Source organism: Streptomyces arenae, from assembly GCF_022343545.1.
Classification (GTDB): domain Bacteria; phylum Actinomycetota; class Actinomycetes; order Streptomycetales; family Streptomycetaceae; genus Streptomyces; species Streptomyces humi.
In genome coordinates this window covers 17,048-32,870 of the sequence record NZ_JAKQYH010000054.1, presented here as the reverse complement: position 1 = coordinate 32,870, position 15,823 = coordinate 17,048, and the positions used below count along the sequence as shown (strand labels likewise).

20 protein-coding genes are annotated in these 15,823 nt (G+C 71.1%); 1 reads left to right on the top strand and 19 read right to left on the bottom strand.

Annotated features, from left to right (window positions below; all coding sequences use genetic code 11):
- Nucleotides 1-4: 4 nt before the first annotated feature.
- The 5 genes from MB828_RS24190 to MB828_RS24170 form a co-directional block, all read right to left on the bottom strand.
- Complete coding sequence (locus MB828_RS24190; RefSeq protein WP_301650062.1) at nt 5-883, bottom strand: LLM class flavin-dependent oxidoreductase; 879 nt, start codon at nt 881-883, stop codon at nt 5-7.
- A 65-nt stretch (nt 884-948) separates the two neighbouring features.
- Entirely contained in the window at nt 949-1,605 is a 657-nt protein-coding gene (locus tag MB828_RS24185) for a hypothetical protein (protein WP_301650061.1), read from the bottom strand.
- 1 nt (nt 1,606) lies between these two features.
- Entirely contained in the window at nt 1,607-2,230 is a 624-nt protein-coding gene (locus MB828_RS24180) for a hypothetical protein (protein WP_301650060.1), read from the bottom strand.
- Nucleotides 2,227-3,510 (bottom strand): hypothetical protein, encoded by a 1,284-nt coding sequence (locus tag MB828_RS24175; protein WP_301650059.1) that lies wholly within the window; start codon nt 3,508-3,510, stop codon nt 2,227-2,229. The genes MB828_RS24180 and MB828_RS24175 overlap by 4 nt, the downstream gene beginning before the upstream one ends.
- On the bottom strand, nt 3,507-3,818 hold the full coding sequence (locus MB828_RS24170) for a hypothetical protein (protein ID WP_301650058.1): 312 nt from the start codon (nt 3,816-3,818) through the stop codon (nt 3,507-3,509). Before MB828_RS24170 ends, MB828_RS24175 begins: the two co-directional genes overlap by 4 nt.
- 229 nt (nt 3,819-4,047) lie before the next feature.
- Between MB828_RS24170 and MB828_RS24165 the strand changes: the two genes are divergently transcribed.
- Complete coding sequence (locus MB828_RS24165; RefSeq protein WP_301650057.1) at nt 4,048-4,410, top strand: DUF192 domain-containing protein; 363 nt, start codon at nt 4,048-4,050, stop codon at nt 4,408-4,410.
- 39 nt (nt 4,411-4,449) lie between these two features.
- Here MB828_RS24165 and MB828_RS24160 read toward each other — a convergent pair whose 3' ends face one another.
- From MB828_RS24160 to MB828_RS24095, 14 genes are all read right to left on the bottom strand, one after another.
- On the bottom strand, nt 4,450-5,079 hold the full coding sequence (locus MB828_RS24160) for an OmpA family protein (protein WP_301650056.1): 630 nt from the start codon (nt 5,077-5,079) through the stop codon (nt 4,450-4,452).
- A 7-nt stretch (nt 5,080-5,086) separates the two neighbouring features.
- Nucleotides 5,087-5,671: a hypothetical protein gene (locus tag MB828_RS24155; RefSeq protein WP_301650055.1), complete on the bottom strand. Its 585-nt coding sequence runs from the start codon at nt 5,669-5,671 to the stop codon at nt 5,087-5,089.
- 35 nt (nt 5,672-5,706) lie between these two features.
- A complete protein-coding gene (locus MB828_RS24150; RefSeq protein ID WP_301650054.1) occupies nt 5,707-6,288 on the bottom strand; it encodes a pilus assembly protein TadG-related protein in 582 nt (193 codons plus the stop codon).
- Nucleotides 6,288-6,473, bottom strand: a complete 186-nt coding sequence (locus MB828_RS24145; RefSeq protein WP_046732333.1) for a membrane protein — start codon at nt 6,471-6,473, stop codon at nt 6,288-6,290. The genes MB828_RS24150 and MB828_RS24145 overlap by 1 nt, the downstream gene beginning before the upstream one ends.
- A 107-nt stretch (nt 6,474-6,580) precedes the next feature.
- Complete coding sequence (locus MB828_RS24140) at nt 6,581-7,354, bottom strand: response regulator (RefSeq protein WP_301650053.1); 774 nt, start codon at nt 7,352-7,354, stop codon at nt 6,581-6,583.
- Between the two features lie 36 nt (nt 7,355-7,390).
- Nucleotides 7,391-8,548 (bottom strand): sensor histidine kinase, encoded by a 1,158-nt coding sequence (locus tag MB828_RS24135; protein WP_301650105.1) that lies wholly within the window; start codon nt 8,546-8,548, stop codon nt 7,391-7,393.
- Nucleotides 8,549-8,764: 216 nt separating this feature from the next.
- Nucleotides 8,765-9,652: a DUF5936 domain-containing protein gene (locus tag MB828_RS24130; protein WP_165941580.1), complete on the bottom strand. Its 888-nt coding sequence runs from the start codon at nt 9,650-9,652 to the stop codon at nt 8,765-8,767.
- Between the two features lie 12 nt (nt 9,653-9,664).
- Nucleotides 9,665-10,609: a type II secretion system F family protein gene (locus tag MB828_RS24125; RefSeq protein ID WP_133025535.1), complete on the bottom strand. Its 945-nt coding sequence runs from the start codon at nt 10,607-10,609 to the stop codon at nt 9,665-9,667.
- A 2-nt stretch (nt 10,610-10,611) separates the two neighbouring features.
- Entirely contained in the window at nt 10,612-11,949 is a 1,338-nt protein-coding gene (locus tag MB828_RS24120) for a CpaF family protein (RefSeq protein WP_301650052.1), read from the bottom strand.
- A gap of 18 nt (nt 11,950-11,967) precedes the next feature.
- The gene (locus MB828_RS24115; protein ID WP_046732338.1) at nt 11,968-12,312 is read right to left on the bottom strand and encodes a TadE/TadG family type IV pilus assembly protein; all 345 of its coding nucleotides are present in this window, start codon (nt 12,310-12,312) and stop codon (nt 11,968-11,970) included.
- A gap of 1 nt (nt 12,313) precedes the next feature.
- Nucleotides 12,314-12,643, bottom strand: a complete 330-nt coding sequence (locus tag MB828_RS24110) for a pilus assembly protein (RefSeq protein ID WP_301650051.1) — start codon at nt 12,641-12,643, stop codon at nt 12,314-12,316.
- A 215-nt stretch (nt 12,644-12,858) separates the two neighbouring features.
- Nucleotides 12,859-14,091: an AAA family ATPase gene (locus MB828_RS24105; RefSeq protein WP_301650050.1), complete on the bottom strand. Its 1,233-nt coding sequence runs from the start codon at nt 14,089-14,091 to the stop codon at nt 12,859-12,861.
- A 12-nt stretch (nt 14,092-14,103) separates the two neighbouring features.
- Nucleotides 14,104-14,808, bottom strand: coding sequence for a Flp pilus assembly protein CpaB (gene cpaB, locus MB828_RS24100; protein WP_133025539.1), 705 nt, complete (start codon nt 14,806-14,808; stop codon nt 14,104-14,106).
- 91 nt (nt 14,809-14,899) lie between these two features.
- A complete protein-coding gene (locus MB828_RS24095; protein WP_430381419.1) occupies nt 14,900-15,760 on the bottom strand; it encodes a hypothetical protein in 861 nt (286 codons plus the stop codon).
- Between the last annotated feature and the right edge of the window lie 63 nt (nt 15,761-15,823).

Below are 15,823 nucleotides of genomic sequence, written 5' to 3'. Positions count from 1 at the left end.
GGGCTCACGGCACGAGCGGCCGGACCTCCCGCGCGGTGAACTGTACGAAGCCCTCGGGGTCGGGTTCGTCCGCCGTCGGCTGGAGGATCACGGTGTCGGCGCCGGCCTCCGCGAGCCGCTGCACGGCCTTGGCGACGGCGTCCGCGTCCCCGGCGACGCCGAGGTCGGGCACGGACTCCAGGCCCTCCGCGACGAGTTCGGCGCGCAGCCGGGCGGGGGCGTCGGGTCCGGTGGCGGTGAGCAGGTAGACGACGACGTGGTGCGGCTCGCCGGCACCGCGTCCCGCGGCCAGCCGCCCCTCCTCGATGAGCGCGCGGGCCCGGCGGACCCCGTCCGGGGAGGTGGCGGAGGTGAGCACGGTCCCGTCGGCGGCCTCACCGGACAGCCGCAGCGTACGGGGGCCCTCGGCGCCGGCGAGGACGTCGACGGGGGTGGCTGGCGGCCAGTCCAGCGCGACGTCGTCGAGCCGGACGTACCTCCCCTGCACGCTCACCCGCTCACCGCGCAACAGGGCGCGCAGAGCGTCCAGATGCTCCCGCAGCAGGGTCAGCGGGGACTCGGCGCGGGCGCCGACCTGACCCATCCAGTCCTGCACGCCGTGACCGACGCCGAGCACGGCGCGCCCCGGGAACATCCGGTGCAGCGCGGCCGCCTCCATCGCGGTGACGGCAACGTTCCGCAACGGCACGGGCAGCAGCCCCACGCCGATCCGCACCCGCTCGCTCCAGGCGAGCGCGGCGGCGGCCGCCGAGATCCCGCCCTCCCGGAAACAGTCCTCCCACAACCACAACTCCTTGAGCCCCGCATCATCGGCAACCCGAACCACGTCACGCAGCCGCTCAGGCGGCAACTGAGGACGAAACACAGCACCAAGCGCAGTCATGGGAGTGGTCCTACCCGCCGCCCGAGCCACTGCAACCGGGCACCGGGCACCGGGCACCGGAGATATCACGGGGCGACGGAATCCGGGTCCGGCAGCCGTACTCCCGCACGGCGGGCGCGCTCCAGGGCCGCCGCACTTGCGCCATGGGTGTCGGCGACACCTCGGTCGCCGCTCGGGCGCTGCTGGACCACGTAGAGGCGACAGGGACCGGGAACGGCGATGACAGCGGCGAAACGGGGGTCGCCGGCGAACCACACCTGCCTGGCCCGGGCGGCCTTCGCGGTGGTGTAACCACGCCCGAGGCGTCGTCGCCACCACATGGACCGAACGTGCACCTTGAGAATCATCGGCAGTGTCTCGTCGGGGCGCTCCGGGTTGGGGAAGCTCAGCCAGACGTCTCCGTCGGTGGCTCCCGGGATCTCCCCGATGCCGCTCCGGGGCTCCTCGAAGACCTGCCAGGGGTAGGCGCGCAGCAACCGTCGGGTGTGGAAGGCCCAGGAGATATAGGCCGGTTGAAGAAACGCCCGGTAGAACGTGTAGAGCAGGGGAACGAAGAAGAGCCACAGCGTCCAGCTGATCGAGATGCTCACGTACCAGGCCAGCAGCCCCAGCCACGCGGCGGGCCAGAGAAGCTGGCCCAGGAACGCACAGGTGACCAGCTTTGCCCAGGCACGGCGGGTCTCGGAGTCGTCCCAGGCCGTTCGGTGGTGCGTGGGGAGCATGTCAGTCCTTCTCGGGTACGTCGTCGGACACAACCGGTAGCGGGTCTTCGAAACTGACCGTGCCGGCGATGTCCCGGAGCAGATCGCGGTAGAGCCGGGCGCGCTCGACGGCCGTCGTGGCGAGCGAGAGGATCGCCATGCGCCGGCCGTCGGGGCAGGGAATGTGGGCCGTGATCTGGAGCAGTCCGCCCGGCGTGTGGAGATCCAGCTCCGAGGGCGCTTCCAGACGCGTCTGCACGAGCGCGGCGGGGCCGCACGGCAGCTCCAGGGTCTCCAGGTACTCGGCCGTTGCGGAGCCACTGGCGGCCCTGGCCGCGAGAACACTGCGAGGAGCCCACTCGGCGGGACGCCAGGCGAGCGTGAAGAGAGACAGCAGCGGTCCGCCGTCGGCCTGGTCGTCGGCGTGAAGGCCGAGGCAGCAACGCACCGCCCCGGCCGCCAGGAACAGGTGGGCCAGCCGGAGGACCGGACCGAGACCGGTCAGCCGACCTGCCGTCCGTTCCGGATCACGCGCCGCCGTCAGCTCCTCGAGCGGGAGCGGCACGAATCCCGGGGGCAGCGCGAACCAGACGTCGGTGTCCGCGCGCCGGGCCGACTCGTCGATCACGTAGGCTCCGCCACTCACGAAGCCTCACCCGCACCACGTAGCAGGAAATGGAGCGCACCCGCTGTCGCCGGGACGTCGACTCCGAGGGTTCTGGGCCCGTCGAGGAGGCTGGTGACGGTCTTTGCGGCGTCGTTGTCCAAGGCGTCGACAGCGCTGCTCGCCACGCCGTAGACGGCGGTGCCGGCACCCAGAACGGTCGCTGGTTTGTCCACCTTTTCGATGATCGGCGCCAACCGCCCGCCGAACACCCGGGGATGGGACAGGACACTCACGGCGCCCTCGGCCGCGGCGGCCTCCGTCCGGACCGAGACGCCCACGGTCTTGATCGAAGTCCCCGCCGTGGTACCGGCCCTGGCGATTCTCTGCCCCAGGGTCAGCACCTCCCCGGCGTCACCGACCGCTCCCGCGGTGGCCGACAGCAACTCGGGGGCCTTCATGACTCCCTTGGTCACCGCGCCCAGGCCCGGGAGCATGCCCAGGAAGTCTCCTGCTGTGCCCAGGAGGTTGGCCCAGAAGTCGATGTCCAGTTCGCCCTTGGTGAAGCCGTCCGTGAGGGAGGCCAGGACCTCGGGGTCGCTGACGCGCAGGCCCAAGGCCATGGCGCTGAGCAGTCCCGCCGCCAGGAACAGCATCCAGGGGGCCACCGCCGTGAGGCCCAGGAGCGCGATCACACCGAGTACGGCGGCGCACGCGCTGAGGATGTCCGGCAGGTTGTCGCCCAGCCAGTCCGTGAACCTGTCCCACGCACCCGGCTCGTGCGGAGCCAGCTTGTGCGTGGCGTCGCCGATGTACCGGGCCCGCCTGCGCGCGGTGTCCTCGTGTTCGCCCGCGAGGGCTCGGGCGCGCTCAAGCACGTCGTCCAGGTCGCCCTGCGCCGCCGTCACCCCGCGGTGCGCCCTGTTTCCGCCCGGCGGCGTGCCACCGGCGTCGTCCGCGTGCCTCTGGGCGCGCCGCAGCGCCTCGCGCGCGTCCTTGGCCTCACCGTCGAGTTTCCTCGCCCGCCGCTGGAACTCCGCGAGCTCCGTGCCCCACAGTTCGAGCTGTCGCGCGGCCCTGTGGACGGAGTGGGCGCCGTCCTTCAGGTTGAGCGGCAGCGGACCGCCCGCCAGCTGCTCCCGGAAGGCGACCGCGGCGTCGCCCTCCCAGTAGCTCCCGTCCATCAGCCTCGTGAGCTTGGAGTGGGCCCTCTCCATCTCCTTGGCGCAGTCGGACAGTTTGCGCCGCATGTCCCGTACCAGGTCCGTGCTGCCGGGCGCCGGGTCGAAGCCGAGATGCGGGCAGCGGTCCGCGACCGTCACCTGGCCCCGCCCTTCCGCCGCGCGTTCTCCAGAGCTCTCTCCAGCGCCACGTCGACCTCGTGGAAGTCGTCCTTCGCCTTCTTCGTGATGTCCGTGAGCTGCCCGATCTGCTCGGCGATCTCCTTGGCGCCGTAGTGCCAGTCCTCCTGGAACCGGTCGCAGGCCCGGTCCAGTTCGTCGGTGCCGAGGCCGTCGGCCCCCGGATCGCCCAACACCTTCTGGAGCGCCGAGAACGACTCCTGCGCCTTCTTCAGGTCCTTGAAGAACCTGTCCAGTTCCGTGTCGTCGACCTTCAGCCGATCAGCCATGCGTGACTCCAGGTGGGGCCGGAGGTCTCTTGATCCGTGGACGATAGCCGCGCGCCAACGGGGCCGGTGCCGGGAACCCGCCGGGCGGGCGGCGGTCAGCCAGCCGCCTCGGCGCCTGCGGGCCGGGAGGCGTCACCGGTCCGAGTGACCGGTGGCGGCATCGCCCGTCACCCGTGTTGCGGATACCGTCTCCACGGAAACCTCCGGGGAACCGTGGAAGGGGTCGGGCGTGGCACGCTGGCGGGACGGACGCGGACGGCTGCTCATCCACGGGGACGCGGAACCCGTCGTCGTTCCTCTGGAGATCGCGGCCTCCTACCGGGCCCGCACGAAGGGGCTGCTGGGCCGCGACGCGCTCGACGGCGCGATGCTGCTCTCGCCGGCCGGCAGCGTGCACACCTTCCGCATGCGGATGCCGATCGACGTCGCCTACCTGGACCGCCGTCTGACCGTCATCGCCGTTCGCACGATGCCGCCGGGGCGCCTGGGCCGGCCCCGGCTCCGCTCTCGGCACGTGCTGGAGGCGGAGGCCGGAGCCATGGCGGGATGGGGGCTTACGGCCGGGGTGCGGGTCGGCGTCGAGGTGCCGTGAGGACGGTGCCGGAGCGGCCGTGCACAGCAGCTCCGCCGATCAGCTTCCGGTCCTCGGGAACGTGACCTCCACTCGGCGGTTCTTCTTGCGGCCCTCCTCCGTGGAGTTGTCGGCGATCGGGTACTGCTCGCCGTAGCCGCGGACGTCGAAGGTGATGTTCGGGTCGTTCAGGTCCTGGTCCAGGACGCCCTGTACGGCGTTGGCGCGCTGGCGGGAGAGGACGTCACCGTGGGCGGAGGAGCCCAGGTTGTCCGTGAAGCCGAAGACGCGGACCTGGGTCCCGTTCTGCTTCCTGATCTCGTCCGCGATCGCCGAGATCCGGGACTTCGCCGCCGCGCTCAGCTTGGCGCTGTCCTTGCTGAACAGCACCTCGGCCTGGAGGGCGAAGGTCACGTCCGCGTTGGTGTCCTCGCGGCGCTCGTCCCCGCTCTGGTCCTCCACGACCGACTTGATGTCCAGCACCTTGGGCGCGGCCAGGGTGGCGCCCTCGGGGAGCTTGAGGTCGGGGTCGGTCGGGTCGATCTTCACGGGCGCGGAGGCGGACGGTTCGGTGCCCGGGGGCACGCTCGGTCCGCCGTCGTCGGCACGGGCCGCCGTCGCGCCGTAGAGGTTCGTGACGAGCAGGAGCGTCGCGGCGCCCAAGGTCAGAGGCAGGCGTGGTGTGGTCACTTCGGCCTCACCCGGAGATCTTGATCGTGCCGCTGGAGAAGGTGGGGAGCTGGAGGGTGACGTCGGTGGTGTCGGCGGGGGGCGCGGGGAACTGCATGAAGACGGGGATGGTCTGGCCGGCCTGGATCGTCGAGAGTCCGGTCGTGGTGAGTGGTCGTCCATCGGTGTCCCGCAGGACGTAGTAACGCTTCTTGCCCTTGGAGTCCACGAGCGTGGCACCGCCCAGTGACGTGCCGTGCTGGACGATCTCGGTCTCGTCGCCACGGAGGATCGAGGGGATCACGAGCGACTGGGAGCCGTCGTTCTTGAAGACCCCGTTCACGGTGAGAAATCCGCCCGAGTCCCGGTCGGCCGAGGTGATCTGGAGCAGCAGCCCGTCCTCACCCTTGAGTTCGGCCAGAGGAGTGTCCGACTGCCCCTCCTGGGCGTTCGTGTTCGATCCACTGCTCTTCGACGCGGAGGCGGACGCCTTCGGGCTCTTGTCGTCGCCGCCACCACCGCCGCCGCAACCGGCGACACCTACGGCGAGACCGGCCGCAACGGCCAGGGCGACCATCCCCCTGCGAGCCTTCGCAGTGACCCGGATACTCATCGCTCGGCCTCCTCCTTCACTCGTCGATTCGCTTGTCAGTCGGCCAGGTGGACGTCGAAGAGGTCCTCGGGACCCGGGAGCTGCGTGAGGTCGGTCGGATCCAGGGTCCAGTCCCGGTCCCGGCAGGTGAGTTCGGGCAGGACGCCGCCCCCGCCGGTGAGCGAGAACGTGCAGAGCGGCTCGATCACGGCAGTGGCCCGCGCCTTCGACTTCAGGTTCTCCGTGCCGGGCACCACGGAGTCACCCACCGTCTTGTTCGTCTCGGCGTCGACCCGGTAACTCAGCGGCGGGTCGGGGCTGCACTGCGCCGTCGCGTCGTTCTGGGCTGCCAACTGGTCGGCACGCCAGCACGAGTCGGCGACGTCGATGTGACCGTCGAAGATGTCCTGCCACTTGGTCGGGTCGAGTACGTCCTTCACCCACTGGTCCGCAAGCTCGTCACGCGTGTTCATCGCCGCGGCGAGCGCTGCCGCGTCGGCGGCCGTCTGGGCACCGTTCCGGTTCACCGCGGCCTGGCCGACAGCGAGGTAGGCGAACGCGAGAAAGAGCAGGCCCCCCACAACGGTGATGTAGATGGGGAAGGCCTGCCCTGAGTCGCCGTAACGGCGGCCACGCATCACACGATCTTGTTGATCTGCGCCATGATCTTGTCGAGGATCGCCGAGCCGATGCTGGTACCGGTGACCGCCAGCACGATCGCCACCACCACCGCGATGATTCCCAGATACTCGACCGCGGTCTGCCCCCGGTCGTCGGTGCGCCGCTGCATCGCAACAAGCATCCTCAGCATCAGGTCGCTCATGGTGCTCCCCTCCGGGTTCGGTACCGATCGTGGCACCGTACGGCGGAACATACCCTTCGGCGGAGGGTCTCAGGACCCAAATCCGGACCCAGTTCATCCTGTTCATCTCAGGCGACCCCCAGCCACTTGGCCGTTGCCTGGGCGCGGGTGGTGGTGTGGAGTTTGGCGAAGATGCGGTTGATGTGGTTCTTGACCGTCTTCTCGCTGATGAAGCAGACGGCGGCGATCTGCCGGTTGTCCATGCCGGTCGCGATGAGGTCCATGATCTCCGCCTCCCTGCCGCTCAGTTGAAACCGGGACTGCGTCGACTGTCTCACAGCGGATTGCATTTGCGAAAGGTTTTGGAGAGGGTGATTTGCTGCCCTCGGGGCCAGTTGAGGCGTTGAGTGTGCGGTTGCGTTGCCTCTGATGTGCGCTAGCAATGCCTTCGTCGCAGTCGGTGTGAAGTGGGGTCGGCCGCTGCCCACGTCCCGTACCGCCTGGGTCAGCTGTGCGGTCGTGAACTCGCCGTGCACCAGGTAGCCGGCGGCGCCCAGGCGTACGGCCTCCTGGACGATGTCCGTCTCGTCGCTGTACGTCAGCATCATGACCGGGGCCAGCCGGACCAGGTGGGGCAGTGCCGTCATGCCGTCGACGCCCGGCATGCGCACGTCGAGGAGGACCACGTCGGGGCGGTGGCGCAGGGCCGCCTCGTAGGCCGCGCGGCCGTCCTCGGCCTCGGCCACCACCGTGAGGTCGTCCGCCGCGGAGAGCACCGTCGTGAGGCCCGCGCGGATGACCGGGTTGTCGTCGGCCACCAGGACGCGCAGGGGCGGCGGGGCTTCCGCGCGCTCCGGGAAGGGGTGCTGTGGCACCGGGGGGCCTCCTCTCGTCTCCGTCATGTCGTGCCCCTCATGTCGTCCCCGTCATGTAGTCCTTCACGGCAGGGGGAGTTCCACTCGGACCTCCGTACCCCGGTCGGCGGACAGCTCGATCCGGGCGCCCACCGACGCAGCCCGTTCGGTCATGCCGAGCAGGCCGAAGTGGCCGGAGCGGCCCAGGTCTTCGAGGGTCGTGTCGGCGGGAAGGCCCCGGCCGTCGTCCTGGATCGTCAGCAGCAGGTGCGTCGGGGTCGTCGTGGCGCGTACGTCGACCTGGGTGGCCCGTGCGTGGCGGTGCGCGTTCTCCAGGGCCTCCGCGGCGATGCTCAGCAGCTGGCGGGTGGTGGCGGCCGGCAGCGGGACCGGGGCGGCCGGGCCGTCGTACGTCGTGGGGAGGGCCGTGCGGGAGGTGAAGTCCGCGGTCAGCGACGCCAGTTGCGGGATGACGTCGGGAGTGGCGTCGTCGGGCTCGGCGCGCAGGTCCGTCAGGAGGTCGCGGGACTGGGCCGCCGCCCGGCGGGCCGCGTTCGCCACCAGTTCCGCCTGCTCTCTGATCAGCGCCGGGTCCAGGCGGTCCGGGGACGCGGCCGCCGACTGCGCGAGTCCGTCGGCGACCAGCGCGACGCCGTACAGCGTCTTGGTCACCGAGTCGTGCATCTCGCGTGCCAGCCGGGCGCGTTCGGCGCTCACCGCCTCCGTGGCGGCCAGCCGGGACCGGGTCTCGGTCAGGGCCTCGGTGGCGGTGCCGAAGCGGAGCATCAGGGTGCGCAGGGTCGAGCCCCTCGCGCCGGTGATGACGCAGAGGCCGGGCAGGAGCAGGGATTCGGCGACGACGGTGTGGTGGTGCAGCGTCGCCTGGACCAGCAGCAGGATCAGGGACTCGAGCGAGGCGAAGACGGCTGCTCCGCGCCAGCTGTAGAGGAGGCCGGCGAGGAGCGGGGTGCAGACGCTGACGTACGCCAGGGTGGTGTCGGGGCCCGCCGAGATCAGGAGGAGGGAGCCGAAGAGGGCGTCGGCGGCCAGCAGGGTGGGGTGGCGCAGCAGGAGCGGGCCGAAGCGGCGCCAGTCCCGGAAGAGGACGTACGAGATCATGAACGTGACGACCACCGCCGAGCCGACCAGGCGGGCGCCCAGGCCGGGGGTGGCGTTGAGGAGGGCCACGGGGGTGGCCACGGCGATCATCGCCAGCCGGAAGCCGAAGACCTGACGGCACATGGCCTGAAGCGCCCGGATCTCGACGGCCTCGCCTCTGCCGACCGCCTCACCCCCGTGGGTCACCCCACGCCCCTCGGCCGCCCCGCGTCCCGCAACCGCCTCGCGCACGCCGACCGGCTCATGCTCCTCGGTCGTCTCGGTCCCGGTTCCGGGCTTTCGCGTCGCCTCGGCTCGCTCGTCTTCCTCCCTCGTCGTCACGGTCGTCGTCACCCCCGTCTACTTCCCCGTGACCGACCCGAAGTCGATGCCCGAGCCCAGCAGCAGGCCCGTCGCGAGCAGGAGCATCGTCGCCGGGACCATGAACGTCGTGATCATCAGCGTGGCCTTCGGCACCGCCCGGGCCGCCTTGCGGCGGGCGTTCTGGGCGTCCGTCCGGCGCATGTCCTTGGCCAGCGCCACCAGGGTGTCGACGATCGGCGCGCCGAGTTCCTCGCCCTGCTGGAGCGCCGTCACGAACATCGCGACCTGTTCGGAGTCGTTGCGCCTCCTGAGCTCGGTGAAGGCCTGCCGGCGGCTCATGCCGAGGTCCATCTGGCGGAGCGTGATGCGCAGTTCGTCGGCCCACGGGCCCTCGTAGTGCGTGGCGACCCGGTCCAGCGCCTGGCGGAAGCCGAGACCCGCGCCCACCACCACCGCGAGGACGTCCAGGAAGTCCGGCAGGGTGCGTTCGATGACGTCCTTGCGGACGCGGATCGCCGACCAGATGCCGACCTCCGTCCAGAACGCGCCGAAGACCAGCAGGACCAGGGCTATCAGGTACTGGCCGCGGAGCAGGAAGACCAGGAAGCCGGTGGCGCCGAGGGCGCCGTAGACCGCCCGGCGGGCCGCGTAGCGGTCGATCGTGAGGCCGCCGGGGTTGCCGGCCAGGTCGATCTTGCGGCGGTACTTGGCGACCAGCGTCGGCCCCATCAGGCGGAGCACCGCGGGCGCGTAGCGCATGCCCATCCGGTCGATGAGGGAGTTGGCCGCGCCGGTGCGGGTGGCGCCGACCTCCAGGGCGATCGCCAGGTCGGCGGGGAGTTTCGCGTCCGCGCGGTACATCCGGATGCCCGCGAAGGCTCCGTAGACGCCGAGGGCCATCAGGAGGGCCAGGAGCAGTGCCATCGTCATGGTCCCCTACACGTCGATCCGGCTGAGGCGGCGGATGAGGACGAAGCCGACCGCGTACAGGCCGAAGGCGACGAGGACCGCCCCCTGGCCGAGCGGGGAGCCGGTCATACGGTCCAGCGTGCCGTCCTTGACGCCGTTCATCAGGAACAGGGCGCCGATGCCGAGGACCGGGACGGCGTACGACGTCATCGTCACCTGGGAGAGCTGGGTGCGGATCTCACGGCGGGTCTCCTTGCGTTCCTCCAGGGTCTCGGTGAGGTTGCGCAGGGCCGAGACCACCTGGCCGCCCGCCCTGTTGGAGAGGACGAGTGTGGTGACCAGGACGACCAGTTCGCGGGACGGGAGTCGGTCGGCGAGTTCACCCAGCGCGTCGTCCATGGAGTGGCCGATCGCCAACTGGTCGGCGACCTTGGCCAGTTCCTCGCCCGCCGGGGCCTCCAGTTCCTCCGCCGCCATGCCGATGGCGGTGCGCAGGGCGAGCCCCGCGTGGGTGGCGTTGGCCAGGATGCGGGCCAGCTCGGGGAGTTGGCCGATGAACCGCTCGATGCGTTTCTGCCGCTGCCAGTTGAGGAACTGGACGGCCGCGAAGACGCCGACGAGGCCGGCGATCGGACCGAAGAACGGGGCGAGCGCTGCCTGGCCGACGAGCCAGAGGGCGACCACGGTCGCGAGCATGTAGACGAAGAACTCGCCGGGTGTCACGTCCAGGCCCGTCGCCGCCAGGCGCAGTTCCAGGCGGCGGCCCACCGAGGTGCCGCGCAGCCGCCGGTCGAGGTTGCGGAAGCGGCGCCGGCGGCCGGACAGCGGGCCCTGGCCGGTGGAGGAGAGCCGGTCCACCAGGGCGGCCCGCTGGGCCCGGCCGGAGGCGTAGCTGTGCAGGCCGAGCACGGCCAGCAGACCGGCCAGCAGCGTGACTCCGGTGGTGAGGGTGACGAGGTCGTGGAGAGGCATGGCTACCTCGCTTCTCGGGTGGTCAGCTGGTCGAGGTGGTGGGCCACGCCGAAGGCCTGCGGAATGGGCTGGCTCGCCATGTAGAGGCGGTCGGCGGTGCGGCGCGGCAACGGGAAGTACTGGAAGGCGCCGTGCACCCGGCCGTCGTGGGTCATCGGCCGGGCGTCGAAGCGGGCCACCGTGGCGATCCGGTACGGCTCGCTGCCGTGGCTGTCCAGCACGGCGATCTCGGTGATCCGGCGGGCGCCGTCGGCGAACCTGGTGAGCTGGACGATGACCTCGACCGCGCTGTTGATCTGGTCGTGCAGGGCGACGAAGGGGACCTCGACGTCGGACATGGAGGCCAGGGTCTGCAGCCTCGTGAGCGCGTCCTCGGCGCTGTTGGCGTGGACGGTGGCGAGGGAGCCGTCGTGGCCGGTGGACATGGCCTGGAGCATGTCGAGCGACTCGCCGCCGCGGACCTCACCGACCACGATCCGGTCGGGGCGCATCCGCAGCGAGTTGCGGACCAGGTCGCGGATGGTGACCTGGCCCTTGCCCTCGACGTTCGCCGGCCGGGACTCCAGCCGGACCACGTGCGACTGCTGGAGCTGGAGTTCGGCGGAGTCCTCGATGGTGATGATGCGTTCGTGGGCCGGGATGAGGCCGGAGAGGGCGTTGAGGAGGGTCGTCTTGCCGGTGCCGGTGGCCCCGGAGACGATGATGTTGAACTTCGCCTGCACCAGGCCCGCCAGCAGGAAGACCATGTTCTCGTCGAGCGAGCCGAAGCCGATCAGCTCCTGGAGGGTGAAGGAGCGCGGGAAGCGGCGGATGGTGAGGATGGGGCCGGTCAGGGAGAGCGGCGGGATGATGACGTTGACGCGTTCGCCGGACGGGAGGCGGGCGTCGACCATCGGGTTCGACTCGTCGACACGGCGGTTGACGGTGGAGACGATCCGCTCGATGGTCTGCATCAGCTGGTCCGCCGAGACGAACCGCAGCGGCAGCTGCTCGACCCGGCCCGCACGTTCGACGAAGATCGCGTCCGGTCCGTTCACCATGATCTCGGTGATCGAGGCGTCTTCGAGGAGCGGTTCGAGGATGCCGAGGCCCAGTGCCTCGTCGACCACGCGGCGGATCAGCTGGGAGCGTTCCACGGTGGAGAGGACCGGGCCCTCGCGGCTGATGATGTGACCGAGGACCCGTTCGAGACGGGCCCGGCGCTCGGCGGCGGCCAGCGCGCTCATCTCCGCGAGGTCGATCTCCTCCAGGAGTTTGGCGCGGTACGAGGAGACCAGGTGGCCGTCCTCGCCCCGGCTGCCGTTCTCCTCGGGGGAGTTGATGCGTGCCCGCAGGCTCATGGTTGCCGTGCTCCTCGTTCAGTGGTCGACGGGCATCGTGGCGGACTTGGTGGCGTTGCCGAGCTCCCAGACGATCTTCGGGATGTGGACCGTGGCGGTGACGGTGACCGAGTCGCCGCCGCCGGAGGAGGCGCAGCTCACGTCGATCCCGCTGCTCACCGCGGACGCGCAGGCCGCGCCGACGTCCTCCTCCAGCGAGGCGGCCCTGGCCCCCGCCCGGGCCGCCGTCCCGGCCTGTTCGGCGGCGTAGGCGACGGCGCCGAGCTGGATGCCGGCCAGCGCGACGAGAAGGAGGATCGGCACGAAGCCGAGGTATTCGACGGCCACTTGGCCGCGGTCGCGGGACTGCCGACGGGGGTGCATGTCAGCGCTTCACCTCCTCCACCGTGCCGGCGTGGCCGTGCACGGTGACCGGGAAGTCGATCGTGCCGGGGAAGAGGACCGGGACGCGCAGGGAGACGTCCGCGGTGACCGTGCCGGTGCCGCCGCACTGGTCCACCGTGGCTCCCTCCCGCCAGGCGCTGGAGAGGTCCTTGAGGGCGGCGGTCTGGCAGACGCCGAAGCGTTCGCCCCTGGGGACGGCGGTACCGGCCCGGACGCCCTCGTCGGCGGCGTTCCCGGCGAGGGTGAAGGCGTATCCGGTGAGGACCGCCTGCCAGACCAGGACGAGGGTGAGGATGATGATCGGGGTCATGCCGATGAGCTCGATGGAGACCTGACCGCGGTCGCGGGGGACGGAAGTCGCGGGCCGGTGGCCGGGTGCGGCCCGGTGGGGGCCGATCGCGCAGTTCCCCGCGCCCCTACGGGGCGCTTCGGCGCGGCCAAGGGGCGCGGGGAACTGCGCGACCAGCCCCCACGCACCCGCACCCGACCGGCGGCCCACCGTCCCCGCTCCTACCCCCCGCCCCCTCACGGGAGTTCCTTCCGTCGGCGGAATCCCACGGACGTCCTGCGCGGTACCGGCCTCTCCCCCGTCCGTACCAGCCCCAGCTCCCCCGCCAGTGCCCACAGGGCCTGTTTCACCGTGCTCCGGGAGTCCAGTTCGTGCAGCCGGCCGGCGTCCACCGCTCCCTGGAGTTCCTTGAAGTTGGCGGGGACCGGGGTGCCGGCCACCGCCGTGCCCGTGATCCGCTGGATCAGCGTCGGCTGGATCTCCGTGGCCCTCGTGTACCGGTTCACCACCACCGTCGTCTCCTCGGCCTTGCGGATCTGGAGCCGGTCCCACATCCGGACCGTCCGCTTCGCCGCGCGGACGGCGACCACGTCGGGCGTGGTGACCAGCAGCGCCAGGTCGGCGGTCTCCACGGCCGCCGCGCCCGCCCCGCCGAGCTGGGCGCCGCAGTCGACGACCACCACCTCGTAGCGGGAGCGCAGGACGCTGAGGATCTGGCGGGCGGCGCGGTCGGTGACCTCCTCGCCGCGTTCGCCCTCCGCCGGAGCCAGCAGCAGCGCCAGTCCGGAGTCGTGGCGGAAGACGGCCTCGGCCATGACCCGCGGGGAGATGTCGCCCACCGCGGCCAGGTCGGCGACCGAGCGGCGGAACTGGACGTCGAGGTAGGAGGCGACGTCGCCGGTCTGGAGGTCGAGGTCGACGAGGGCGGTGGAGTGGCCGGAGGCCTGCGCGGCGAGGGCGATCTGGACCGCGACCAGGGTCGCGCCGGTGCCGCCCTTCGCACCGCTGACGGTGACGACGGTGCCGCCGACGCCGGCGAGGACGTCGGCGCCGTGGCCGAGGTGCCGTCGTACACCCGTGGACCACTGGGCGACGGCCTGGACGCGGCCGGCCAGTTCCTCGTAGCTCAGGGGCAGTCCGACCAGGCCGCGGGCGCCGGAGTCCATGGCCGCGGCGAACAGGCCGGGGCTGGTGTCGGTGGTGACGAGGACGACACCGACGGCCGGGAAGCGCAGGGCCACCTCGCGGATCAGTTCCAGTGCCGGTACCGGGCCGACGCGTTCGTGGACGACGACGACCTCGGGGAGTTCGTCGACCGACTCGGCGGCGAACCGGGCCAGCAGGTCCACCAGTTGGGTGGAGTCCACGACGGGGGCCAGCGGTTCGGCGTCCGGGAGCTGGCTGAGCAGGGAGACCAGGGAGCGGGCGGCGTCCGGGTCACCGACGGCGGGGAGGATCCTGATGGGCATGCGAGGCGCCTCTCACTTGTCCGTCGCGAGTTCGTACGTACGGTCCTTGTCCGGCACGGTGGTCGTGGTGCCGGGGGCGACCAGGGCGAGCCGGACCCGCTGGGCGAAGGACTCCGCGTAGGTGAGGCGCTGGGCGTCGAGCGTGGACAGCGCGAAGGTGATGGGGACGGCGTCGGTGGGCTGCTGGTTCTTGCTGTTGTCGGGTTCGAGCGAGGTGAGTTCGCCGACGTCCAGGACCCGGGCGTTGGTCACGATGATCTTCGACTGGTCGGGGTCGCTCTGCTGCTTGCCCTGGAAGGTGGCGTAGACGTTGACCAGCGAGCCCGGGGTGATCTTGCCGGCGACGCCGGTGGCCGCGTCGATCATGATCGCGACCTCCTGTTGGCCCGCCTTGAGTTCGGGCTGGTCGACGACCATGTCGGACTGGAGCAGCGAGCCCTTCTTCAGCGTGGTGACCGCGATCTTGTCCTGGATCCCGGCGAGGCTGGTGACCGCGTTGGCGGACAGCCACCGCTTGGGCATCGAGATCTTCTTGAACTGGCCCGGGTTCAGCGTCGTGTACGGGGCCACGTCGGACCTGAGTTCGTACGCGGTGACCTCGGGGCCGACCTTCGACTTCACGTCGTCGATGACGGAGAGCACGCCGGCGAACGCGCCGAACGCGCAGATCACCGACAGGATCAGGAGTATCACGCCGCGGCGCTGACGGGAGTTCATGGACCGTGCGACCTCATCGGGGAAGCGGAGATGTGGGGGAACCGTGCGGTGGGTGGTACGGGTTCGTCCGGGGCGGCCGCCGCCCCGGCCGTCAGGCGGGCGTGCGCTGTTCCAGGGCGCGGGGCGCGGGCGGGTCGTAGACGGGCGGGGTGGCCGAGCAGAAGACGCAGCGGTCGCCGATGACGTCGATGCCGCACCAGTGACAGGTGGTCCGCCGTACGGAGGTGACCAGTTGGTAGAGGACCGAGAGGTCGGAGAGGTAGCTGGTGAACTCGATCAGCCGGCCGGTCCCCCACCACTCGGACGACTCGGCCGGCAGCGGGGTCTCGCGCAGGCCGTGCGCGCCCCAGGCCTTGGCGAGCCCGCCGACCCAGTCCGACTGCAACTGGCCCTTGGCGACCAGCATCCAGGTGCTGAACTCGGGGCCGCCGAGGACGGCGTCCGGGCCGATCCGCACCAGTTGCGGCTCGGGGTGCGCGACGACCCCGAACTGGGTGCCGGGCATCCAGGACTTGGCGTGTGCCTTGAGGGTGACCGGGACCCGGTCCAGCTTCGCGACCGAGCCGAGGACGGCGCCGGAGTGGATGTAGTGGGTGAGCAGCCGGCCGGCCGAGGCGAGCACGCCGGGGCTGAGGTCGCAGGTGGCGAGCTGCCGCAGCTGCCGGGCCAGCACGGCGATGCCGAGGGGCGGCAGTCCGGGGCGGAACAGCGCGATCCGGTCGCTCTCCAGGAGGGAACGGAGGGTGTGCAGGCGCCGGGTCACGGCGTCCGGTACGGCCTCGGAGTACACGACGATCACATGTCCGTGCTGCTCGAGGAGGGCGACGAACTCGGCGAGGGTCTGTTCGAGCGGGCGCTTGTCGAGGTCCCGGAGCACGACCGCGGGCATGGTCCGCTCGTCCTGCACCGGCAGCGCCATGTCGGCGCTGGTCACGGCAATGGCAGTTGGCACGCGCAGCTCCCCGCTCTTCACACCCCGACGGCCCACCGGTGTCACTCCAGAGAGCCGGGACGA

Coding starts and splice junctions, on each gene's coding strand:
- MB828_RS24150 (WP_301650054.1), bottom strand. CDS start 6,288: ATGCGTGGCCGCCGTTACGGCGACTCAGGGCAGGCCTTCCCCATCTAC.
- MB828_RS24185 (WP_301650061.1), bottom strand. CDS start 1,605: ATGCTCCCCACGCACCACCGAACGGCCTGGGACGACTCCGAGACCCGC.
- MB828_RS24105 (WP_301650050.1), bottom strand. CDS start 14,091: ATGCCCATCAGGATCCTCCCCGCCGTCGGTGACCCGGACGCCGCCCGC.
- MB828_RS24145 (WP_046732333.1), bottom strand. CDS start 6,473: ATGAGCGACCTGATGCTGAGGATGCTTGTTGCGATGCAGCGGCGCACC.
- cpaB (WP_133025539.1), bottom strand. CDS start 14,808: ATGAACTCCCGTCAGCGCCGCGGCGTGATACTCCTGATCCTGTCGGTG.
- MB828_RS24155 (WP_301650055.1), bottom strand. CDS start 5,671: ATGAGTATCCGGGTCACTGCGAAGGCTCGCAGGGGGATGGTCGCCCTG.
- MB828_RS24135 (WP_301650105.1), bottom strand. CDS start 8,548: ATGTGCCGTCAGGTCTTCGGCTTCCGGCTGGCGATGATCGCCGTGGCC.
- MB828_RS24140 (WP_301650053.1), bottom strand. CDS start 7,354: ATGACGGAGACGAGAGGAGGCCCCCCGGTGCCACAGCACCCCTTCCCG.
- MB828_RS24190 (WP_301650062.1), bottom strand. CDS start 883: ATGACTGCGCTTGGTGCTGTGTTTCGTCCTCAGTTGCCGCCTGAGCGG.
- MB828_RS24170 (WP_301650058.1), bottom strand. CDS start 3,818: ATGGCTGATCGGCTGAAGGTCGACGACACGGAACTGGACAGGTTCTTC.
- MB828_RS24130 (WP_165941580.1), bottom strand. CDS start 9,652: ATGGCACTGCTCCTGGCCCTCCTGATGGCCCTCGGCGTCTACGGAGCC.
- MB828_RS24125 (WP_133025535.1), bottom strand. CDS start 10,609: ATGCCTCTCCACGACCTCGTCACCCTCACCACCGGAGTCACGCTGCTG.
- MB828_RS24115 (WP_046732338.1), bottom strand. CDS start 12,312: ATGCACCCCCGTCGGCAGTCCCGCGACCGCGGCCAAGTGGCCGTCGAA.
- MB828_RS24120 (WP_301650052.1), bottom strand. CDS start 11,949: ATGAGCCTGCGGGCACGCATCAACTCCCCCGAGGAGAACGGCAGCCGG.
- MB828_RS24110 (WP_301650051.1), bottom strand. CDS start 12,643: ATGACCCCGATCATCATCCTCACCCTCGTCCTGGTCTGGCAGGCGGTC.